We start from the raw sequence: 17,714 nt of genomic DNA on the forward strand, positions 1-17,714 counted from the left end.
GGCCACACCGCGGGGGGGCGGGGCCCCCCCCCCCGGGCCCCCCCGCACGCCGCACGATCAGCCCACCTGATCGTGCGGTGCCCTCCCGGGGACACTGGGGGCATGACGACGTCCGTGCTCACCCGCGCCCGCACCCGGCTGTCCTCCGCCGTCCTCGTCGCCGTCGGGCTGGCGGCCGGCTTCGGCGTCGCGCAGGGCACCGGCGTCCGGGCGCTGGGCGGGGCGGTGTTCCTCGCCGGCGGGCTCGGCGCGGCCTGGCTGTGGGTGCAGCGCCGCGGCGCGGCGGTCGCCCTCGGGCTCGGCGCGCTCTACGTCGGCGCGTTCGTCCTGGCGCACGTGCTCGCCCTCGGCGCCGGGATGCCGGCCTGGCTGGCGGTGAGTCTGGTCACGATCGCCGCCGCAGGGGTGACGTACGCGGTGGCGGACCGGCCGCAGGCGGAGGTCACCGCGCGCTGACCGCCTAAGGTGGGAAGGTCGCCGGGCCGGCGGCCGTTGTCCGTGGTACCGCGAGCGCTGCCGCCGCGGGATCCCCCTGACTCTCCCTGAGGTGCCCTTCCGCATGCCCACCCGCGACGACCTGCGCAACGTGGCGATCATCGCCCACGTCGACCACGGCAAGACCACCCTGGTCGACGCCCTCCTCCGCCAGGCCGGTGCGCTCGGCCGCGCCAAGGGCGAGGGGACCGACGCCGACACGACGCAGGACCGCGTCATGGACTCGATGGACCTCGAGCGCGAGCGCGGGATCACCATCCTGGCCAAGAACACCGCCATCCGGCTGGCCGACGAGAACGGCAACCCGGTGACGGTGAACATCGTCGACACCCCCGGCCACGCCGACTTCGGCGGCGAGGTCGAGCGCGGCCTGTCGATGGTCGACGGCGTCGTGCTGCTGGTGGACTCCTCCGAGGGCCCGCTGCCGCAGACCCGCTTCGTGCTCCGCAAGGCGCTCGGCAAGGGGATGCCGGTCATCCTCGTGGTCAACAAGACCGACCGGTCCGACGCGCGCATCGCCGAGGTCGTCGACGAGACCTACGAGCTGTTCATGGAGCTGCTCGAGGACAACGGCCTGGACACCGACGCCCTCGAGTTCCCGATCGTCTACTGCAACGGCAAGGAGGGGCGGGCGTCGCTCACCCGGCCCGCCGACGGCGCCTCGCCGGACAGCCCCGACCTCGCGCCGCTGGTGAAGACGCTGCTGGAGACCATCCCGGCGCCGACCTACGACGCCGAGGAGCCGCTGCGCGCGCAGGTCACCAACCTCGACGCCTCGCCCTACCTCGGCCGGCTGGCGCTGCTGCGCATCCACTCCGGCACGATGAAGAACGGCCAGACCGTCGCCTGGTGCCGCACCGACGGCAGCGTCAAGAACGTCAAGATCACCGAGCTGCTGGTCACCGAGGGCCTCACCCGCACCCCGGCCGACAGCGCCGGCCCCGGCGACCTCGTCGCCATCGCCGGCATCGAGGACGTCATGATCGGCGACACCCTCGCCGACCCGAACGACCCGCGCCCGCTGCCGCCGCTGACCGTCGACGAGCCGTCGATCTCGATCACCATCGGCATCAACACCTCGCCGATCTCGGGCAGGTCGGGCAAGAAGCTCACCGCCCGGCTGATCAAGAACCGCCTCGACCAGGAGCTGGTCGGCAACGTGTCGGTGCGCATGCTGCCCACCGAGCGCCCCGACACCTGGGAGATGCAGGGCCGCGGCGAGCTGGCGCTGGCCATCCTCGTCGAGCAGCTGCGCCGCGAGGAGTTCGAGCTCACCGTCGGCCGCCCGCAGGTGGTCACCAAGGAGATCGACGGCAAGCTGCACGAGCCGGTCGAGCGGGTCACCATCGACACCCCGGGCGAGTACGTCGGCACGCTGACCCAGGCGCTGGCCTCCCGCCGCGGGCGCATGGAGAACCTCGTGCACCACGACACCGGCTGGGCGCGGATGGAGTACGTCGTCCCCTCGCGCGGCCTCATCGGGTTCCGCACCGAGTTCCTCACCGAGACACGCGGCACCGGCGTCCTCAACCACAACCTCGAGGGCTACGAGCCGTGGATGGGCGACATGCGCGCCCGCCCGACCGGCTCCCTGGTGGCCGACCGGCAGGGCGTGGCGACGTCGTACGCGATGTTCTCGCTGCAGGAGCGCGGCCAGATGATGGTCGCCCCGGGCACCGAGGTGTACGAGGGCATGATCGTCGGGGAGAACTCCCGGCCCGACGACATGGACGTCAACATCACCAAGGAGAAGAAGCTCACCAACATGCGGTCCTCGACCGCGGAGGAGCTCGAGCGCCTGGTGCCGCCGAAGGTCCTCAACCTCGAGCAGGCGCTGGAGTTCTGTGCCGAGGACGAGTGCGTCGAGGTGACGCCGGCCGCCGTCCGCGTGCGCAAGGTCGTCCTCGACCAGAACGAGCGCGGCAAGGCGAAGAACCGCAAGCCCAAGGTCTGAAGCCGACAGCACGCAGGAGCCCCCGTCCGGTCCGCCGGGCGGGGGCTCCTGCGCATCTCCGCGGACGTGCCCGCAGGCTGCCGTGACCGGATCGTGACCGGTGGTGATGACCGGCCGTCCGGGCGCGACAGGCCCGGCCGCGGCGCGCCGGGACCCCGCGGCGCGCCGACCTACCGTCGCCCGGTGGGCCCGGACGCGGGCCCGCAGCACGCTGAGCGGGAGGCGGGACTGCTGATGACGACCACGGAGGCGACGGGGACCACGGGGGTGTTCCGCGGGGGCATCGACGTGCGCGTGAGCCTGAGGGCCGACGCCGGGTCGGGGGAGAACGCCTTCGACGGGGCCTGGTTCCCGCGCGGCCGCGACCTTGCCGTCGAGGTGCCCGAGCTGATCGCCGCGCTCGACCGCCGCGGGGTGCGGATCGAGCGCTTCACCTACGCGCTGGACTCGTGGCTGCCGGCGCCGCGGAAGGTCCTCGTCGACGGCCGGGTGGTGCGCACCGGCGGGTTCCGCAGCATGGACCCCGGCGTCGTGTGCCTGAGCTGGGCCGGCGGCAACCGGCGCGCGGACCTGCTGGTCGTCCCGCCGGAGACCGACGTCATCACCGGTGTGCGCGCGCTGCGGCTGTGCACCCGGCGGGGCCTGCCCCGGTCGCCGCAGATGGTGCTCGCCGCGGCCCGCTCGCAGCCGCTGCCGCAGGTGCCCGACCTCCCGGTGGCCACCCGCGCCGTCTGAGCGCTTCCGCCGTCCGCGAACCGGGTGGACGGCGGAGGCGCGGCTCCGCTGGGGTGGGCCCGTGCGACTCCTCGTCCTCGGCGGCACCCACTTCCTCGGCCGGCACGTGGCGACGGCGGCCCTCGACCGCGGCCACGAGGTCGCCACGTTCAGCCGCGGCGTCACCGGCGCGCCGCCCGACGGCGTCCGCCCGCTGCACGGCGACCGCGACGACCCCGCCGCCCTCCCGCGCGCCCTGGACGGCTGGACGCCGGAGGTCGTCGTCGACACCTCCTGCCAGACCCGCCCGGCCGCAGACCACGCCGCGGCCGCCCTGGCCGGCGTGCGCGCCTACGCGTTCGTCAGCAGCCTCAACGCCTACTCCACCTGGCCGCCGGGCCCGGTCCGCGGCGAGGACGACCCCACCTGGGACACCCCCGACGACGACTACGGCCCGAACAAGGCGTACGCGGAGCGGGTGCTGGGCGCGGCACTGCCGGGCCGGTTCCTCACCGCCCGCGCCGGTCTCGTCCTCGGCCCGCACGACAACGTCCGCCGGCTGCCGTGGTGGCTGCAGCGGATCGCCCGCGGCGGCCGCGTCGTCGTCCCCGACGCGCTGGAGCAGCCGATCGCGCTGGTCGACGTCCGCGACCTGGCCGGCTGGCTGGTCGAGATGGCCGCGCGCGGGCAGGACGGCCCGGTCAACGCCACCGGCCCGGCCGGGATGACGACCCTGGGCGGGCTGCTGGAGACGTGCCGGGAGGTCACCGGCAGCGACGCGGAGCTCGTCCCGGTGCCGGAGGAGGACCTGCTGGCCGCCGGCGTGGAGCCCTGGCTGCACCTGCCGTTCTGGCTGCCCCGGGAGACGGCGGCGACGGCGTGGGACGTCGACACGACCCGCGCGCGGTCGCTCGGGCTGCCCACCCGGCCGGTCCGCGAGACCGTCGCCGACACCTGGGCCTGGCTGCGGCAGGACCCCGAGCGGCTGCCCACGCCGCACGGCCTGCCCGAGCCCGGCCTCCCCGAGGAGCTCGAGGCGAGGCTGCTGGGCGGCCGCTGAGCCGCCGGGAGGCCCCGCCCGGCATCGCCGGACGGGGCCTCCCGAGGAGTGCTCCTAGTCGCGCGGGTCGGCGGGACGGCCGGCGCGGAGGCTGCGCTCGAGGTCCGCGACGTCCGCCGCGTCCGGCGTGTGCAGGTGCTCGTCCTCGGCCAGGCGGGCGGCCTCGGCGGCGAGGGCGTCGGCCGACTCCTGCACTCGGTCCTTGCGGTACTGGCGGAAGGAGTGGGCGACGGCGGCGGCCCAGACCAGGTAGATGACCGCGTAGACCGCGTAGCGGACCGGGTCGGAGGCGTCGATCCAGTCGCTGCGCAGCAGCGTGCGGGTGTTGGTCAGGACGATGATGCCGCCGACCAGGGAGCCGAGCAGCCGCGGCGGCACGTGCCGGACCAGCCAGGCGGCGATCGGCGCGGCGACCAGGCCGCCGAGCAGCAGCGCCACCACCCAGGCGAGGTCGATGCCCTGCGAGCCGAGCGCGAAGAGGAAGCCGAGGCTGGCGGCCAGCGCGACGAGGAACTCGGAGGTGTCGATCGAGCCGATCACCTTGCGCGGCTCCATCCGGCCGCTGGCCAGCAGCGCCGGGGTGCCGACCGGGCCCCAGCCGCCGCCGCCGGTGGCGTCGACGAAGCCGGCCACCAGGCCGAGCGGGCCGAGGAACCGCTTGCGGACCGGCTTGCCGAGGTTGCGGCGGTCGATGCCGCGGAAGGTGAACCGGATCAGCAGGTAGACGCCGAGCGCGAGCAGGATCAGCGACATCACCGGGGCGGCGACCTCGGTGGAGAGGTTCGACAGCACGGTGGCGCCGGCGAACGCGCCGACGGCGCCGGGCACGCCGACCTTGGCGACGACCTTCCAGTCGACGTTGCCGAACCGCCAGTGCGACACCCCGGAGGCGAGGGTCGTGCCGATCTCGGCGAGGTGGATGGTCGCCGAGGCGGCGGCCGGGTTGGTGCCCAGGGCCAGCAGCAGCGTCGTCGAGGTGACGCCGTAGGCCATGCCCAGGCTGCCGTCGACGAGCTGGGCGCCCAGCCCGGCGAGGGCGAGCACGATCAAGGTCTTCACGAGGGTGGGGCTCCTGTCCGGCTGGGAGGCGGGCCGCGGGCGCGCGTCAGGGCGCGACTCGACGCGGGTCGTGCGAGGGGAGGGGCGCCCCGGAGGGCGCGGGCGTCAGCGGCCCGGACAGGTGGCCGTGCAGACGCGCAGCAGGTCGACGTGGATCCGCCCCACCAGGAGCACCGCCGTCGCCGCCACGAGGACTATGTCTACCAGATCGATCGGGATATGCCAGCGGGGGTCGGCGGGTCGGGGGTCACCCCGCGAGCGCCTCGCAGGATGACCCCCCGGTCAGGGGAGCGGCGGCGTCAGCCGACGACGAGGCCGGTGAGGAGGTACGCCAGCGCGGCCACCGCCCCGGCGGCCGGCAGGGTGACGACCCACGCGACGACGATGTTGCCGGCCACGCCCCAGCGGACCGCCGAGAGCCGCCGCGTCGACCCGACGCCCATGATCGAGGTCGTCGTGATGTGCGTCGTCGAGACCGGCACGGCGAACACGGTCGCCGTCGTGACCATGACGCCGGAGGCCACCGTCTGGGCGGCGAAGCCGCCGGCGGGGGTGAGCTGGATGATCCGCCGGCCCATGGTGCGCATGATCCGGAACCCGCCGGCGTAGGTGCCCGCGCTGATCGCGAGGGCCGCGGCGAGCACGACCCACAGCGGCACCTCGAAGTCGTCGATCTCGCCGGCGGTGAACAGCGCCAGCGTGATGATCCCCATCGTCTTCTGGGCGTCCTGCAGGCCGTGGCCGAGCGCCATGGTCGCGGAGCTGACGATCTGCGCGTAGCGGAACCCGCGGTTGGCGCGGGTGACGTTGGCCCGCCGGAAGGTCCAGAGGATGGCAAGCATGAACAGGTAGCCGAGGCCGAAGCCGACCAGCGGCGACACGACCATGGGGATGACGACCTTGTCGACGACGCCCAGCCACTGGACGTCGTGGGCCGCGGCCAGCGCGGCGCCCACCAGGCCGCCGATCAGCGCGTGCGAGGACGACGAGGGCAGCCCGAAGTACCAGGTGATGAGGTTCCACGCGATCGCGCCGACCAGCGCGGCGAAGACGATCTCCAGCCCACCGGTCCCGGTCGGCGCCTCGATGATCCCGGCGCCGACGGTCTTGGCGACCTCGGTGGACAGCAGGGCGCCGACCAGGTTCATCACCGCCGCCAGCGCCAGCGCCACCCGCGGCGTCAGCGCCTTGGTGGAGACGGCGACGGCGATGGCGTTGGCGGCGTCGTGGAACCCGTTGGTGTAGTCGAAGGCCAGGGCGACGACGACGATGACGACCAGCGCGACGAAGGCCGCGTCCATCGACGCTCAGGACTCCTTGACCGCGATGGACTCGACGACGTTGGCCACCTTCTCGAACGCGTCGGCGGCCTCCTCGAGCTGGTCGGCGACCTCCTTGAGCCGGAGGACCTCCAGCGCCTCGAACTCGCCGCTGTAGAGCCGGGAGAGCAGCCGCCGGTAGAGCTTGTCGGCCTCGTTCTCGATGCGGTTGACCTCGATCCAGTAGTCGGGGAGCGCCTTCATCGTCTGCAGCCGCGGCATCGCCTCGGCGGTGGTCTCCGCGGCGCGCTGCAGCAGCGCCGTCTGCTGGCCCATCTCGGCCGGCAGGGTGCCCAGCCCGGTGAGGATCACGAGGTCGGCGGCGGCCTCCACGAAGTCCATGACGTCGTCGAGGTGGCTGGCCAGGCTGTAGATGTCCTCGCGGTCGAACGGCGTCACGAAGCTGGAGTTCAGCTGCCGGAAGATCGCGTGGGTCGACTGGTCGCCGGTGTGCTCGAGGTCGCGCAGCCGGTCGGCGAGCTCGGGCCGGCGGGCGTGGTCGTGGATGAAGTCGCCCAGGACGTCGGTGGCCGCCACCAGGTTCTGCGCCGAGTCGCTGAACAGGGTGTAGAAGCTCTGGTCCTTGGGGGTCAGGCTGAAGGGCACGAAGGGACTCCGGATCGGCGGGGTTCGGGGAGGCGCCCGCCGCGGATGAGCGGTCGCACGGCCGTCGGGCAGCATAGGTACCCGTTCACGCGCGGTTCAGCGCAGGTTCACCCGCGGGCCGCGTCCGGTGCCTCCTGCGCGCCGTCGCCGAGCGCCTCGACCAGGTCGGCCCGGGCGCGGGCGACCCGCGAGCGGATCGTGCCCACCGGGCAGCCGGCCACCTCGGCGGCCTCGGCGTAGGAGAGCCCGAGCAGCTGGGTCAGCGCGAACGCCTCCCGGCGGTCGGGGTCCAGCCGGGCCAGCAGGTCGGTGACGGCGGCGCCCTCGCCCACCCGGTCGGCGTCCTCGCCGCGGCCGAGGGCCTCCAGGTCGGCGTCGTCACGGACCAGGGTGAGCCGCCGGCGGCGCCGCGAGCGGACGGCGTCGGCGCAGACCCGCCGGGCGATCGCCAGCAGCCACGTCCGCAGCGAGGAGCGGCCCTCGAAGCGGTGCAGCGTGGCGAAGGCGCGGGCGTAGGTCTCCTGGGTCAGGTCGTCGGCGGAGTCCCGGTCGCCGAGCGCGGCGCACAGCCGCCAGACGTCGGACTGGGTGGACCGCACGAGGGTCGCGGCGGCGAGGGGGTCGCCGTCGACGGCGGCCGCCGCGACCCGCGCGAGCTCGTCCACGTGTTCCCTCCGTCACACCCAGCCTGTCCCGGGAACCGGACGGGCCCTCCGTGACGACTACGACGACATGCAGTGTGCCCCCTTCCGCGAGGCGGTCTCCGCGCGACTCGACGGCGAGCCGCTCGGCGTGCCCGCCGCCGACCTGGACCGCCACCTCGCCGCGTGCCCCGCGTGCGCCGGGTGGGCCGACGCCGCGGAGGCGGTGACCCGCCGGGCGCGACTGGCCCCCGCGCCGCCGGTGCCCGACCTCACCGCCGCCGTCCTCGGCGCGCTGCCGCGGCAGCTGCCCGGCACCGCGGCGGCCGCGCGCGCCCGGCTGGTGCGGTCGGCGCTGCGGCTGGCGCTGCTCGCCGTGGGCGTGGCGCAGGCCGGCCTGGCGTGGCCGGCGCTGTCCGCCGGCACCGCGGCGATGAGCGCGCCCGTGCACGTGGCGCACGAGACCGGCGCGTGGAACCTCGCCGTCGCGGCCGCCTTCCTCGCCGTCGCCGCCGCGCCCCGGCTGGCCGCGGGGGCGCTGCCGTTCCTCGCCACCTTCGCCGTCCTGCTGACCGTCACCACGGTGCGCGACCTGCAGGCCGGGCACGTGCACGCCGACCGCGCCGCCGCGCACCTGCTGCTGCTCGCCGGCGTCGTGCTCATCGCCGTCGTCGCCTGGCGGCAGCGGCCGCGGCGGGAGGCCGCGCCCGCGGCGGCCCGGCGGGTGGTCGCGTGAACACCGCCGTCCCGGCCCGCCGCCCGCCGCGGCCGGTCCTCCTGCTGCTCGTGCTGCTCGCCGGCTGGCTGGGCCTCGGCGTGGCCACCGCCGGCCCCGCCGCCGCGCACGCCGAGCTGGTCTCCACCGACCCGGGGGAGGGCGCCCGCCTCGACGCGGTGCCCGCCCAGGTCACCCTGCGCTTCACCGAGGGCGTGTCCCTCGGCGCCGGCTACGCCCGCGTCCTCGGCGACGACGGCGAGCGCGTGGACACCGGCGCCGCGTCGGTGCAGGACGACACGGTCACCATCCCGCTGCGCGGCGACCTGCCCGACGCCAGCTACGTCATCACCTACCGGGTGGTCTCCGCCGACTCGCACCCGGTCAGCGGGGCCTACGCCTTCGTCGTCGGCGACGGCGAGCTCGCCGACGCCGGGGCGGTCGCCGCCGACCCCGACGCCGACCCGTTCGTCGCCGCCGCGCTGCCGGCCGCGCGCGCCCTCGGGTTCGCCGGCGAGGCCGTGGGCCTGGGCGTGCCCGCCTTCCTGCTGCTGTGCTGGCCGGCCGGCTGGGCCTCGCGGCGGATGCGGCGGCTCGCCACGGCCGGGCTGGGGACGGTCGCCGGGGCCGCGGTGCTCACCTTCCTGCTGCAGGGCCCGTACGCGGGCGGGGTGGGGCTGGGGTCGCTGCTCGACCCGGCGCTGCTGTCCACCACCGGCTCCTCCGCCTACGGCCTGACCACGCTCGGCCGCGGCGCCCTCGCGCTGCTGCTGGCCGCGCTGCTGGTGCCGCTGTGGCGCCGGGGGGCCGCGCCGCAGCCGGCGGAGACGGCGGGGCCGGCCGTCCTCGGCGCCGGCGTCGTCCTCACCACCGCGGCGGTCGGGCACCCGGTGGCCGGCAGCCTCCCGGTGTTCGCCACCGCCGTCACCGCGGTGCACGTCGCGGCCATGGCGCTGTGGCTGGGCGGGCTGGCCGCGCTGCTGGCCGGGCTGCTGCGGCCCGGCGTCGAGGCCGGGGAGCTGGCCGCGGCGCTGCCGCGCTGGTCGAGGATCGCCTCCGGCTCGGTGGCCGCGCTGGTGGTCACCGGCGTCGTCCAGTCGGTGCGCGAGGTCGGCTCGCCGGCCGCGCTGGTCTCCACGACCTACGGCTGGATCCTGCTGGCCAAGCTCGCGCTGGTCCTGCTGCTGCTGGCCGCCGCCGGTGTCTCGCGGGTGTGGGTGCAGCAGCACCTCGGCCTCAGCCGGCCGCGGCCGGGCGGGCGCCGCCGGGTGACCGCGCACGCCCTCGCCGCCCCCGGTCCCGGCGCCGAGGAGCCGGCGGTCACCGAGGCCGCCCGGGCCCGCGCCGAGGCGCAGGCCCGGGGCGCCGTCGAGGACGTCGCGCCGCTGCGCCGCACGATCCTGGTCGAGGCCGCCGTCGCCGCCGTCGTGCTGGTGCTGTCCGCGCTGCTGGTGGGCACCCCGCCGGCCCGCGCGACGGCCGCCCAGCCGGTCGACGTCACCCTGCCGCTGCAGTCGTCGGCGGGGGAGTCCGGCAGCGTCCAGCTGTCGATCGACCCGGCCCGCCCCGGCGCCAACACGCTGCACCTCTACCTGTTCGACGACGACGGCCGGCTGGCCCAGCCGGCCGACCTGCGCGTGACGCTCACCGAGCCGGAGCAGGAGATCGGCCCGCTCGACGTCGACCTCGAGCCCGCCGGCCCCGGCCACTGGGTGGCCGACGGGATGTCGATCCCAGGCGCCGGCACCTGGACCGTCGCCGTCAGCGTCCGGCTCGACGAGTTCACCGCCACCACCGCCGGCACCGACTTCCCGGTGCGCTGAGAACCCCTCCGCGGGACGACAGAAGGAGAACCGTGTCCCCCACCCTGCGACCGCTGGCCCGTGCCGGCGTCGTCCTGGCCGCCGTGCTGACCGCCCTGGTCGCGTCCGTCGTGGTCGCGGCCACCGCGTCGGCGCACGTGACGGTCTCGTCGGCCGACGCCGCCGCCGGCGGCTACGGGAAGCTGACCTTCCGGGTGCCCAACGAGAGCGACACCGCGAGCACGGTCTCGGTGCGCATCTCGATCCCGGAGGACCAGGCGCTGGCCTCGCTGCGGACCCTGCCGGTGCCGGGGTGGACGGTCGTCACGACCGCCGCCGAGCTGCCCGAGCCGGTGGACAACCACGGGACGGAGATCACCAGCTACGTCTCGGTGGTGGAGTTCCGCGCCGACGCCGGCGGCGGGATCGCGCCCGGCCAGTTCCAGGAGTTCTCGCTGTCCGGCGGCCCGTTCCCGGACGCCGACACGCTGTCGTTCCCCACGGTGCAGACCTACAGCGACGGCACCGAGTCGGCGTGGATCGAGCCCACCGTCGAGGGCCAGGAGGAGCCGGAGAACCCCGCGCCGACCCTGACGCTGGCCGCCGCCCCTGGGGACACGACCGACACCGACACCGCGGCGGCCGCCGACGGGCACGCCCACGACGGCGAGGTGAGCGGCGAGCCGGCCGGGCTGGCGCTGTTCCTCGCCATCCTGGCGCTGGCCGTCGGCGTCGCGGGCGTCGTCCTCGGGTACCGCGCGGGCCGACGTACCGTGTCCTCGTGACCGCTCCCGGACGCGGCCGGAGCGCCGCGCTGCTCCTCGCCGCCGGCCTGGCGCTGTCCGCCTGCGGCTCCGGCGACGGGGACGAGGCGGCGGCCGCCGAGGGCCACTCCCATGCCGACGGGGACCACGCGGGCGGCTCGCTCGCCACGGTGGAGGGGCCCGACGACACCTACGCCGGCCTCGACCTGCCGGACCCCTATCAGCGGCCCTCGTTCACCCTGACCGACCAGACCGGCGCGTCCTACGACTTCGCGTCCGTGACGGCGGGGCGCCCGACGCTGCTGTTCTTCGGCTACACGGACTGCCCCGACATCTGCCCGACGACGATGGCCGACGTCGCCCTCGCGCTGCGCGACACCGACACGGCGCTGGCCGAGCAGGTGCAGGTGGTGTTCGTGACCACCGACCCGGCCACCGACACCCCGCAGGTGCTGGGGGAGTACCTGGACCGGTTCGACGCCGACCTGCCCACGCAGTTCGTCGGGCTGACCGGCGACCAGGACGCGATCGACCAGGCCCAGCTGTCGGCCGGCGTGCCGCTGGCCGAGGAGGACGGCCGGATGCACAGCTCGCTGCTGCTGCTCTACGGCGCCGACGAGCAGGCGCGCGTCGCCTTCGACGCCGGCAACACCGCGCGGGACATCGCCGGCGACCTGGCCGCGGTCGCCGACGCTGCGTGAGCGGCGCCGTGCAGCGGACCCGGGCCGCCGGCGCGCGGCTGCTGGTCGTCCTGCTCGGCGTGCTGGCGGCCCTCGCCGTGGCCGGGCCGGCGCAGGCCCACGTCGGTGGTGAGGCCGCCGGCAGCGACTTCGCCGGCCGGGTCACCTCGGTGCAGCCGGCGGTGCCCGGGGTGAGCGTGCGCGTGCTGGACTTCGGGGACTCCCTGGAGCTGGTGAACGCCACCGGCACCGAGGTGACCGTGCCGGGCTACTCCGACGAGCCCTACCTGCGGATCGGCCCGGACGGCGTCTGGCGCAACGCGCACAGCCCGGCCACCTACATCAACCTCGACCGGTTCGGCCGGGTCACCCTGCCCGCGGACGCCGACCCGCGGGCCGACCCGGAGTGGGTGCGCGTCTCCACCGAGCCGCAGTACACCTGGCACGACCACCGCACGCACTGGATGACCGAGGGACAGCTGCCGCCGGCGGTCGCGGCCGACCCCGACCGGGCGCAGACGGTGTTCTCCTGGACCGTCCCGGTGCGGCACGGCGACACTGCGGTGACCGTGCGCGGCGTCCTCACCTGGAGCCCGCCGCCGTCGACGGCGCTCACCTGGGGGCTGCACCTCGCGCTGGCCGCCGCCGTCGCGGCCGCCGGTCTGCTGGCCCGGTCGCCGCGGCCGCTGGGCTGGGCGCTGGCCGCGGGCGGCGCCGCCGCGCTGTGGCACGCGGCGAGCACGCCCGAGCCCCCCGTGACGGTGTCCTCGCACGTGGCGGCGGTGGTGTCCGCGCTGCTGCCCGCGGTCACCGCGGTGCTGGTGGCGGTGCTCGGCTGGGTCGCCGCCCGCCGCGGCCGGGGCGTCATGGCCGGGCTGTGCGCGGTCGTGCTCGGCTGGCTGCTGCTGGTGCAGGGCCTGCCCGACGTCGACGTGCTGTGGAGCGCGCACGTGGCCGGCGCCGGCCCGGAGCCGCTCGCCCGGGTGGCGGTCGCCGTCCTCGTCGCGGGCGGGACGGGGCTCGTCGTCGGCGGGCTGGCCGCCGCCCGGCGCTTCCGCGACCCGGAGCGGGCCCGCCCGCCGGACCCCGCCCCGGAGCCCCAGCCGGTCGCGTGACCGGCCGGGGCCGGGGGGCGGTCCGGCTAGGCGGTGCCGTCCGGGACCGGGTGCAGGTGCGGGCGGGCGCCGGAGAGCATCTCGTTGGCCCGGTCCAGGTCGGCCTCGAAGTCGACCTCGACGGCCGCCCACCGCGAGATGTCCACCGGGCGGAAGCGCACGCCGGCCTCGACGATCGCCGTCTCCATGCCGCGCTCGAAGTAGTCCTGGTCGCCGCAGCCGTCGAGGTGCTCGACCAGCACGGCCTTGTCGGCCGAGGAGACGTAGTTGATGCCCACGGCCTCGCCCAGGCCGCCCTTCACCGTCTTGGACAGCTCGGCGACGTAGCCCTCCCCGTCGAGGGTGTACTTGACCTCCTCGTCGGCGACGGTGGAGGTGTCGACGCACACGAAGCTCTCGTCGGCCTCCAGCGCGGGCACCACGGCCTCCAGCACGGCGGCGTCGAAGACGACGTCGCCGTTGAGCCACAGCACGCCGCCCTCGCGGGTGGTCCGCAGGCCGCGGAGCAGGCTCTTGGAGGTGTTGGTCCGCGCGAAGTGCGGGTTGTAGGCGAAGCGCAGGTCGGGCGCGGCCTGCATGAGCAGCTCGCACTGGAACCCGACGACGGCGGTGACGTCGACGGCGGGGCCGAAGACCTGCGCGAGCGTGTCCAGCTGGCGGTGCAGGATGCTGCGGCCGTCCACCAGCGGCGTCAGCGGCTTGGGCAGCGGGCGCCCCAGCCGGGTGCCCATCCCGGCGGCCAGGATGACCACCTGCGGCGGGACGGGCTGCGTGCGGGCGGCCGGCCGGGCGGCTCCGGCCCTGCGGCCGGGTACCCGGGTCTGCACGAGGTCAGCGATGCGCACTGTCGTCCCCTCCTCGGGTCGGGTCAGCCGCGCCGGCGGGGCCGCCGGGCGGGAAGAACAGGTCGAGGACGCGCCCGGTGGCGTTGCCGTCCTCCAGGGCGGTGTAGGTCTCGCGGAAGGACCGGTAGCGGTCGGCGTGCTCCGCGGTGACGGCGTCCAGGTCGGCGAGCGCGTCGACCAGTTCCCCGCTGGTCGTCACGATCGGCCCGGGCGCGACCTGCTCGAGGTCCACGTAGAACCCGCGCAGCCGGTCGCGGTACTCGTCGAGGTCGTAGGGGAACAGCAGGATCGGCTTCCCGGTGACCGCGAAGTCGAACATCGTCGACGAGTAGTCGGTGACCAGCACGTCGGCGGCCAGGTACAGGTCGCGGATGTCCGGGTACGAGGAGACGTCCTGCACCGGCATCCCGTCGATCGACTCGAGCCGGTCGGAGACCATGTTGTGCAGCCGCAGCAGCAGCACGTGGTCCTTGCCGAGCCGGTCGGTGAAGTCGGCGAGGTCGACCGGGAAGTGGAAGTCGCGCTCCCCGGTGCCCTCGAAGACCAGGTCGTCGCGCCAGGTGGGGGTGTAGAGGACGACGCGGGCGTCGTCGTCGATGCCGAGCCCGGCCCGCACCCGCGCGCGCACCGCGTCCCGCTCGGGGCTGGAGAGCAGGTCGTTGCGGGGGTAGCCGGTCTCGTGCACCGGCCCGCGGAAGCCGAAGGCCTGGCGGAACCGGCCGGTGCTGTAGGGGTTGGGGGAGAGCATCGCGTCCCAGCGGGCGATGTCGTGCTCCAGGTAGGCCAGCCGGCCCTCCGGCGCCCAGAGGACGTCGTTGTGGATCCGCTTGAGCGGGGTGCCGTGCCAGGTCTGCAGGTAGAAGGCGCCCGGGCGCTTCTCCCAGTCCAGCGGCACGTGGTCGTTGGACACGACGACGTCGGCGGCCTCGAGCGCGGCGATGCTCTCGGGGCTGCCGAACGGGACGGTCTCGACGTCGGCCGGGAAGGCGGACTCGGCGACCGGCGCGGTCAGCCACGTGTGCGTGACGTCGTCGCCGCGGGCCACCAGGGCCTCGTAGACGGCGCGCGGGCTGTCGGAGAACAGGCCGCGGAAGCTGGTGTAGACGATCCTCATCGACCACCTCCGGTCAGGACGGGCAGCAGCAGGTCGGCGAGCTCCTGCCAGGACGAGACGACGGCGAGCACGCCGGCCTCCCACAGCCCGGCCTCGCGCTCGGCGCGCTCGGCGGGCTGGACGAACAGCAGGTTGCCCACCGTGGGACAACCCGCGCGGACCGCGGAGAGTGCCCCCGGGACGGAGTCCTCCACGGCCAGGCCCTGCTCCGGGGCGATCCCGAGGCGCTCGCAGGCGTACAGGTAGACCGCCGGGTCGGGCTTGCTCGTGGGCACCGGCAGCGAGTCCTCGGCGCTGAACCGGGCCGCCGGCGGGATGAGCCCGTCCAGGTCGGTGGCGGTGAAGCAGGCGGCCAGCCGGGCCAGCGCGCTGGAGCTCACCGCGGCCAGCCGCAGGTGCGGGGCGAGCGCGGTGAGGGCGGCGCTGGTCGGCCCGTGCGGGCGCAGGTGCTCGCCGAGGTGGGCGGTCACGGCGCGCTTCTCCTCGGCCACCCACGGCTCGACGTCGACCTCGGGGCGGCCGGCCTCGGCGGCCAGCCGGCGCGACGTCGTCCGGAAGTTCATCCCGGTGGTGGCCAGGCGCAGCTCCTCCGGGGTGAACCGGCGCGCGTCGCCGAGCTCGGCGAGGAAGCGGTTGGTGACCTCGGCGGAGGCGACGAAGGCCGGCTCCTCGGAGGGGAAGAGGTTGCCGTCGGCGTCGCACAGCAGCGCGGTCAGGCCTGCGACGACGTCGCGGGGGAGGACCGCGGCCGCCCCGCCGGTGCGGGGCGCGCTCACCGGGCGCTCGCGGTGGTGGCGGCGGCGACGGTCTCGCGGACGCCGTCGCACCGGAGCCGGCGCACGGCGCCGGCCAGCTCGTCGGCGAACCCGGGGACCGAGCCGAGGTCGCCGAAGACCGTCCCCTCGGCCAGCAGGAGGCGCGGGTCGTCGCCGCCGGCGCGGGCCACGGCCTGCAGGTGCGGCCCGCGGTCGTCCTCGATCGGCAGCGAGCGGCCGTGCTCGTCGACCCGCTGCAGGTACCGGACCCAGCCGGCCAGGGCGAGGGTGAGCAGCGCGTGCGGGCGGTCCTCGGCGAGGGCCTGGCGCAGCGAGGGCAGCAGGTGGTGCGGCAGCTTGGTCGACCCGCGGCGGCACAGCCGGGACAGCCGGTCGGCGATCGCCGGGTTGGCGAAGCGCTGCAGCAGCGTGGCCTTGTACTCGAACAGGTCGATGCCCTCCGGCACGGGGATCAGCGGGGTGACCTCGTCGTCCATGAGCCGGGCGGCGTACGCGGCGAACACCGGGTCGCCCATGAGCACGTCGATCCGCTCGTGCCCGGCCAGCGTGCCGAGGTAGCCGAGCGCGGAGTGGCTGGCGTTGAGCAGCCGGGTCTTCATCAGCTCGTGGTCGGTCACGTCGTGGACGAACCGGACCCCGACGGCGTCCAGCGGCGGGCGGCCGTTGCAGAAGGTGTCCTCGATCACCCACTGCGAGAACGGCTCGGTGACGACCGGCCAGCGGTCGTCGACCCCGTACCGGCGGGCGAGCGCCTCACGCTCGTCGGACGTCGTCTGCGGGGTGATCCGGTCGACCATGCTGCTGGGGAAGGCGACGCGGTCGGTGATCCACCGGGCGAGGACCTCGTCGCGCAGCGCCGCGAACCCGGTGACGGCGGCCCGGGTGGCGTCGCCGTTGCGGTGCAGGTTGTCGCAGGAGACGACGGTGAACGGCGCCGCGCCGGCCCGGCGGCGGCGGTCGAGCGCCTCGACGAGGAACCCGAAGACGGTGCGCGGGGCGCCGGGGTGCGCGAGGTCGTGCCGGACGTCGTCGTCGGGGGCGAAGGCCCGGGTGAGGGGATCGAGCAGGTAGCCGGCGTCGGTGATGGTCATGGTGACCACGCGGGTGCGCGGGTCGCTGAGCCGGTCGAGGACCGCGGCCGGGGCGTCGGGGGCGAACAGGTAGTCGGTGAGGACGCCGACCACCCGGGCGCGCTCGCCGTCGGGGCTGCGCTCGACGACGGTGTAGAGGTTGTCCTGCGGCGCGAGGGCCTCCCGCAGCCGCCGGGCGCGCAGGCCGACGCCCACGACGCCCCACTCCGTGGAGATCCGCTGCTGGGCGACCTCGTCGAAGTAGATGAGCTGGTGGGCGCGGGAGAACCCGCCCACGCTCAGGTGCACGACCGACGGAGTCAGCGACGCCCGGTCGTAGGTGGGGACGGTGAGCCGGGCCCCGTGCTGCTCGAGCGTCGCCGCGGTCAGCGGCCGGACGCGGCCGACGGGCAGTGCCGTCGGCTGCGCGGCCGTGCCGACCCGCGGGAGGTGCCGCGGGGAGCGCTCGGGCTGTGCCATCGAGGCATCGGTCCTTCCTGTCCGTGCTCGGCCGGCGCACGGTCGGCCGCCCGCGCGCGGCGGGGAACGATCATGGGACCACGCCGGGGTTCCCGGACGCACATCGAGGGGCGCAGCTCGAGGGGCGGACGGGGCTCGGCGGGGCGGTGCTGCGGTGGGTCGCGCCGGTGGGTCGCGACGACGCCCGCGAAGCGTGGGGACGCGGGCGTCGGCGGGGCCGGCGTCGGCCCGGCGTTCTCGTCGGACCGGCGCGGGCTGCTGCACACCGGAAGGCCGGACATCCCCACGCGGGGGCCGCCCCAAACACACGCGCCCCACGTGACACAACGCACACGGCGTGTCACCGGCGAACACGCCGCACTCCGGGTCACGGAGAGGTCACGGTGTGTTTGGATCGAGACAACTCGATCGGGCCCGGACGGGCCGCTTCCCACGAACGAGCGGGGTACGCGTCTTGGCCAGTCACCGGAGTGATGCGGGTCTGCTGACCCGTCCCGTCAGCGGC

General features: G+C 75.5%; 17 protein-coding genes. 9 read left to right on the top strand and 8 right to left on the bottom strand.

The window, feature by feature from the left end:
• The first annotated feature begins 102 nt into the window (after positions 1-102).
• The 4 genes from ACI8AR_RS20935 to ACI8AR_RS20950 all read left to right on the top strand — a co-directional run bounded on the left by ACI8AR_RS20935 (position 103) and on the right by ACI8AR_RS20950 (position 4,223).
• Positions 103-456: a hypothetical protein gene (locus ACI8AR_RS20935; RefSeq protein WP_457052708.1), complete on the top strand. Its 354-nt coding sequence runs from the start codon at positions 103-105 to the stop codon at positions 454-456.
• A gap of 103 nt (positions 457-559) precedes the next feature.
• Entirely contained in the window at positions 560-2,449 is a 1,890-nt protein-coding gene (typA, locus tag ACI8AR_RS20940) for a translational GTPase TypA (protein ID WP_457052709.1), read from the top strand.
• Positions 2,450-2,683: 234 nt separating this feature from the next.
• Positions 2,684-3,184, top strand: coding sequence for a DUF5994 family protein (locus ACI8AR_RS20945; protein WP_457052710.1), 501 nt, complete (start codon positions 2,684-2,686; stop codon positions 3,182-3,184).
• Between the two features lie 61 nt (positions 3,185-3,245).
• Complete coding sequence (locus ACI8AR_RS20950; RefSeq protein ID WP_457052711.1) at positions 3,246-4,223, top strand: NAD-dependent epimerase/dehydratase family protein; 978 nt, start codon at positions 3,246-3,248, stop codon at positions 4,221-4,223.
• 54 nt (positions 4,224-4,277) lie between these two features.
• Here ACI8AR_RS20950 and ACI8AR_RS20955 read toward each other — a convergent pair whose 3' ends face one another.
• The 4 genes from ACI8AR_RS20955 to ACI8AR_RS20970 all read right to left on the bottom strand — a co-directional run bounded on the left by ACI8AR_RS20955 (position 4,278) and on the right by ACI8AR_RS20970 (position 7,872).
• Entirely contained in the window at positions 4,278-5,282 is a 1,005-nt protein-coding gene (locus ACI8AR_RS20955) for a sulfite exporter TauE/SafE family protein (protein ID WP_457052712.1), read from the bottom strand.
• Positions 5,283-5,581: 299 nt separating this feature from the next.
• On the bottom strand, positions 5,582-6,583 hold the full coding sequence (locus tag ACI8AR_RS20960) for an anion permease (RefSeq protein ID WP_457052713.1): 1,002 nt from the start codon (positions 6,581-6,583) through the stop codon (positions 5,582-5,584).
• A 6-nt stretch (positions 6,584-6,589) separates the two neighbouring features.
• Positions 6,590-7,207, bottom strand: coding sequence for a DUF47 domain-containing protein (locus ACI8AR_RS20965; protein ID WP_456938784.1), 618 nt, complete (start codon positions 7,205-7,207; stop codon positions 6,590-6,592).
• Between the two features lie 107 nt (positions 7,208-7,314).
• Positions 7,315-7,872: a sigma-70 family RNA polymerase sigma factor gene (locus ACI8AR_RS20970; RefSeq protein ID WP_456938783.1), complete on the bottom strand. Its 558-nt coding sequence runs from the start codon at positions 7,870-7,872 to the stop codon at positions 7,315-7,317.
• A gap of 67 nt (positions 7,873-7,939) precedes the next feature.
• On the opposite strand from ACI8AR_RS20970, the gene ACI8AR_RS20975 reads away from it, so the two are divergent.
• The 5 genes from ACI8AR_RS20975 to ACI8AR_RS20995 are packed head-to-tail and all read left to right on the top strand — an operon-like array spanning position 7,940 to position 12,924.
• On the top strand, positions 7,940-8,584 hold the full coding sequence (locus tag ACI8AR_RS20975) for a zf-HC2 domain-containing protein (RefSeq protein ID WP_457052714.1): 645 nt from the start codon (positions 7,940-7,942) through the stop codon (positions 8,582-8,584).
• Positions 8,581-10,386 carry a copper resistance CopC/CopD family protein gene (locus tag ACI8AR_RS20980; RefSeq protein WP_457052715.1) on the top strand — a complete coding sequence of 602 codons (1,806 nt, stop codon included), beginning with the start codon at positions 8,581-8,583 and terminating at the stop codon, positions 10,384-10,386. The genes ACI8AR_RS20975 and ACI8AR_RS20980 overlap by 4 nt, the downstream gene beginning before the upstream one ends.
• Before the next feature lie 32 nt (positions 10,387-10,418).
• Complete coding sequence (locus ACI8AR_RS20985) at positions 10,419-11,150, top strand: YcnI family copper-binding membrane protein (protein WP_457052716.1); 732 nt, start codon at positions 10,419-10,421, stop codon at positions 11,148-11,150.
• Positions 11,147-11,830: an SCO family protein gene (locus ACI8AR_RS20990; RefSeq protein ID WP_457052717.1), complete on the top strand. Its 684-nt coding sequence runs from the start codon at positions 11,147-11,149 to the stop codon at positions 11,828-11,830. The genes ACI8AR_RS20985 and ACI8AR_RS20990 overlap by 4 nt, the downstream gene beginning before the upstream one ends.
• Positions 11,827-12,924: a hypothetical protein gene (locus ACI8AR_RS20995; RefSeq protein ID WP_457052718.1), complete on the top strand. Its 1,098-nt coding sequence runs from the start codon at positions 11,827-11,829 to the stop codon at positions 12,922-12,924. The genes ACI8AR_RS20990 and ACI8AR_RS20995 overlap by 4 nt, the downstream gene beginning before the upstream one ends.
• Positions 12,925-12,950: 26 nt before the next feature.
• On the opposite strand, the gene ACI8AR_RS21000 is transcribed toward ACI8AR_RS20995, so the two are convergent.
• The 4 genes from ACI8AR_RS21000 to ACI8AR_RS21015 are packed head-to-tail and all read right to left on the bottom strand — an operon-like array spanning position 12,951 to position 17,209.
• Positions 12,951-13,769, bottom strand: a complete 819-nt coding sequence (locus ACI8AR_RS21000) for a phosphocholine cytidylyltransferase family protein (RefSeq protein ID WP_457052719.1) — start codon at positions 13,767-13,769, stop codon at positions 12,951-12,953.
• The gene (locus ACI8AR_RS21005) at positions 13,756-14,883 is read right to left on the bottom strand and encodes a CDP-glycerol glycerophosphotransferase family protein (RefSeq protein WP_457052720.1); all 1,128 of its coding nucleotides are present in this window, start codon (positions 14,881-14,883) and stop codon (positions 13,756-13,758) included. Before ACI8AR_RS21005 ends, ACI8AR_RS21000 begins: the two co-directional genes overlap by 14 nt.
• Positions 14,880-15,659 carry an HAD family hydrolase gene (locus tag ACI8AR_RS21010; protein WP_457052721.1) on the bottom strand — a complete coding sequence of 260 codons (780 nt, stop codon included), beginning with the start codon at positions 15,657-15,659 and terminating at the stop codon, positions 14,880-14,882. Before ACI8AR_RS21010 ends, ACI8AR_RS21005 begins: the two co-directional genes overlap by 4 nt.
• Positions 15,656-17,209 carry a mannitol dehydrogenase family protein gene (locus tag ACI8AR_RS21015; RefSeq protein ID WP_457052722.1) on the bottom strand — a complete coding sequence of 518 codons (1,554 nt, stop codon included), beginning with the start codon at positions 17,207-17,209 and terminating at the stop codon, positions 15,656-15,658. The genes ACI8AR_RS21010 and ACI8AR_RS21015 overlap by 4 nt, the downstream gene beginning before the upstream one ends.
• Between the last annotated feature and the right edge of the window lie 505 nt (positions 17,210-17,714).

Source organism: Geodermatophilus sp. SYSU D01036, assembly GCF_054050435.1.

Coding starts and splice junctions, on each gene's coding strand:
- ACI8AR_RS21015 (WP_457052722.1), bottom strand. CDS start 17,209: ATGGCACAGCCCGAGCGCTCCCCGCGGCACCTCCCGCGGGTCGGCACG.
- typA (WP_457052709.1), top strand. CDS start 560: ATGCCCACCCGCGACGACCTGCGCAACGTGGCGATCATCGCCCACGTC.
- ACI8AR_RS20975 (WP_457052714.1), top strand. CDS start 7,940: ATGCAGTGTGCCCCCTTCCGCGAGGCGGTCTCCGCGCGACTCGACGGC.
- ACI8AR_RS21005 (WP_457052720.1), bottom strand. CDS start 14,883: ATGAGGATCGTCTACACCAGCTTCCGCGGCCTGTTCTCCGACAGCCCG.
- ACI8AR_RS20935 (WP_457052708.1), top strand. CDS start 103: ATGACGACGTCCGTGCTCACCCGCGCCCGCACCCGGCTGTCCTCCGCC.
- ACI8AR_RS20945 (WP_457052710.1), top strand. CDS start 2,684: ATGACGACCACGGAGGCGACGGGGACCACGGGGGTGTTCCGCGGGGGC.
- ACI8AR_RS20960 (WP_457052713.1), bottom strand. CDS start 6,583: ATGGACGCGGCCTTCGTCGCGCTGGTCGTCATCGTCGTCGTCGCCCTG.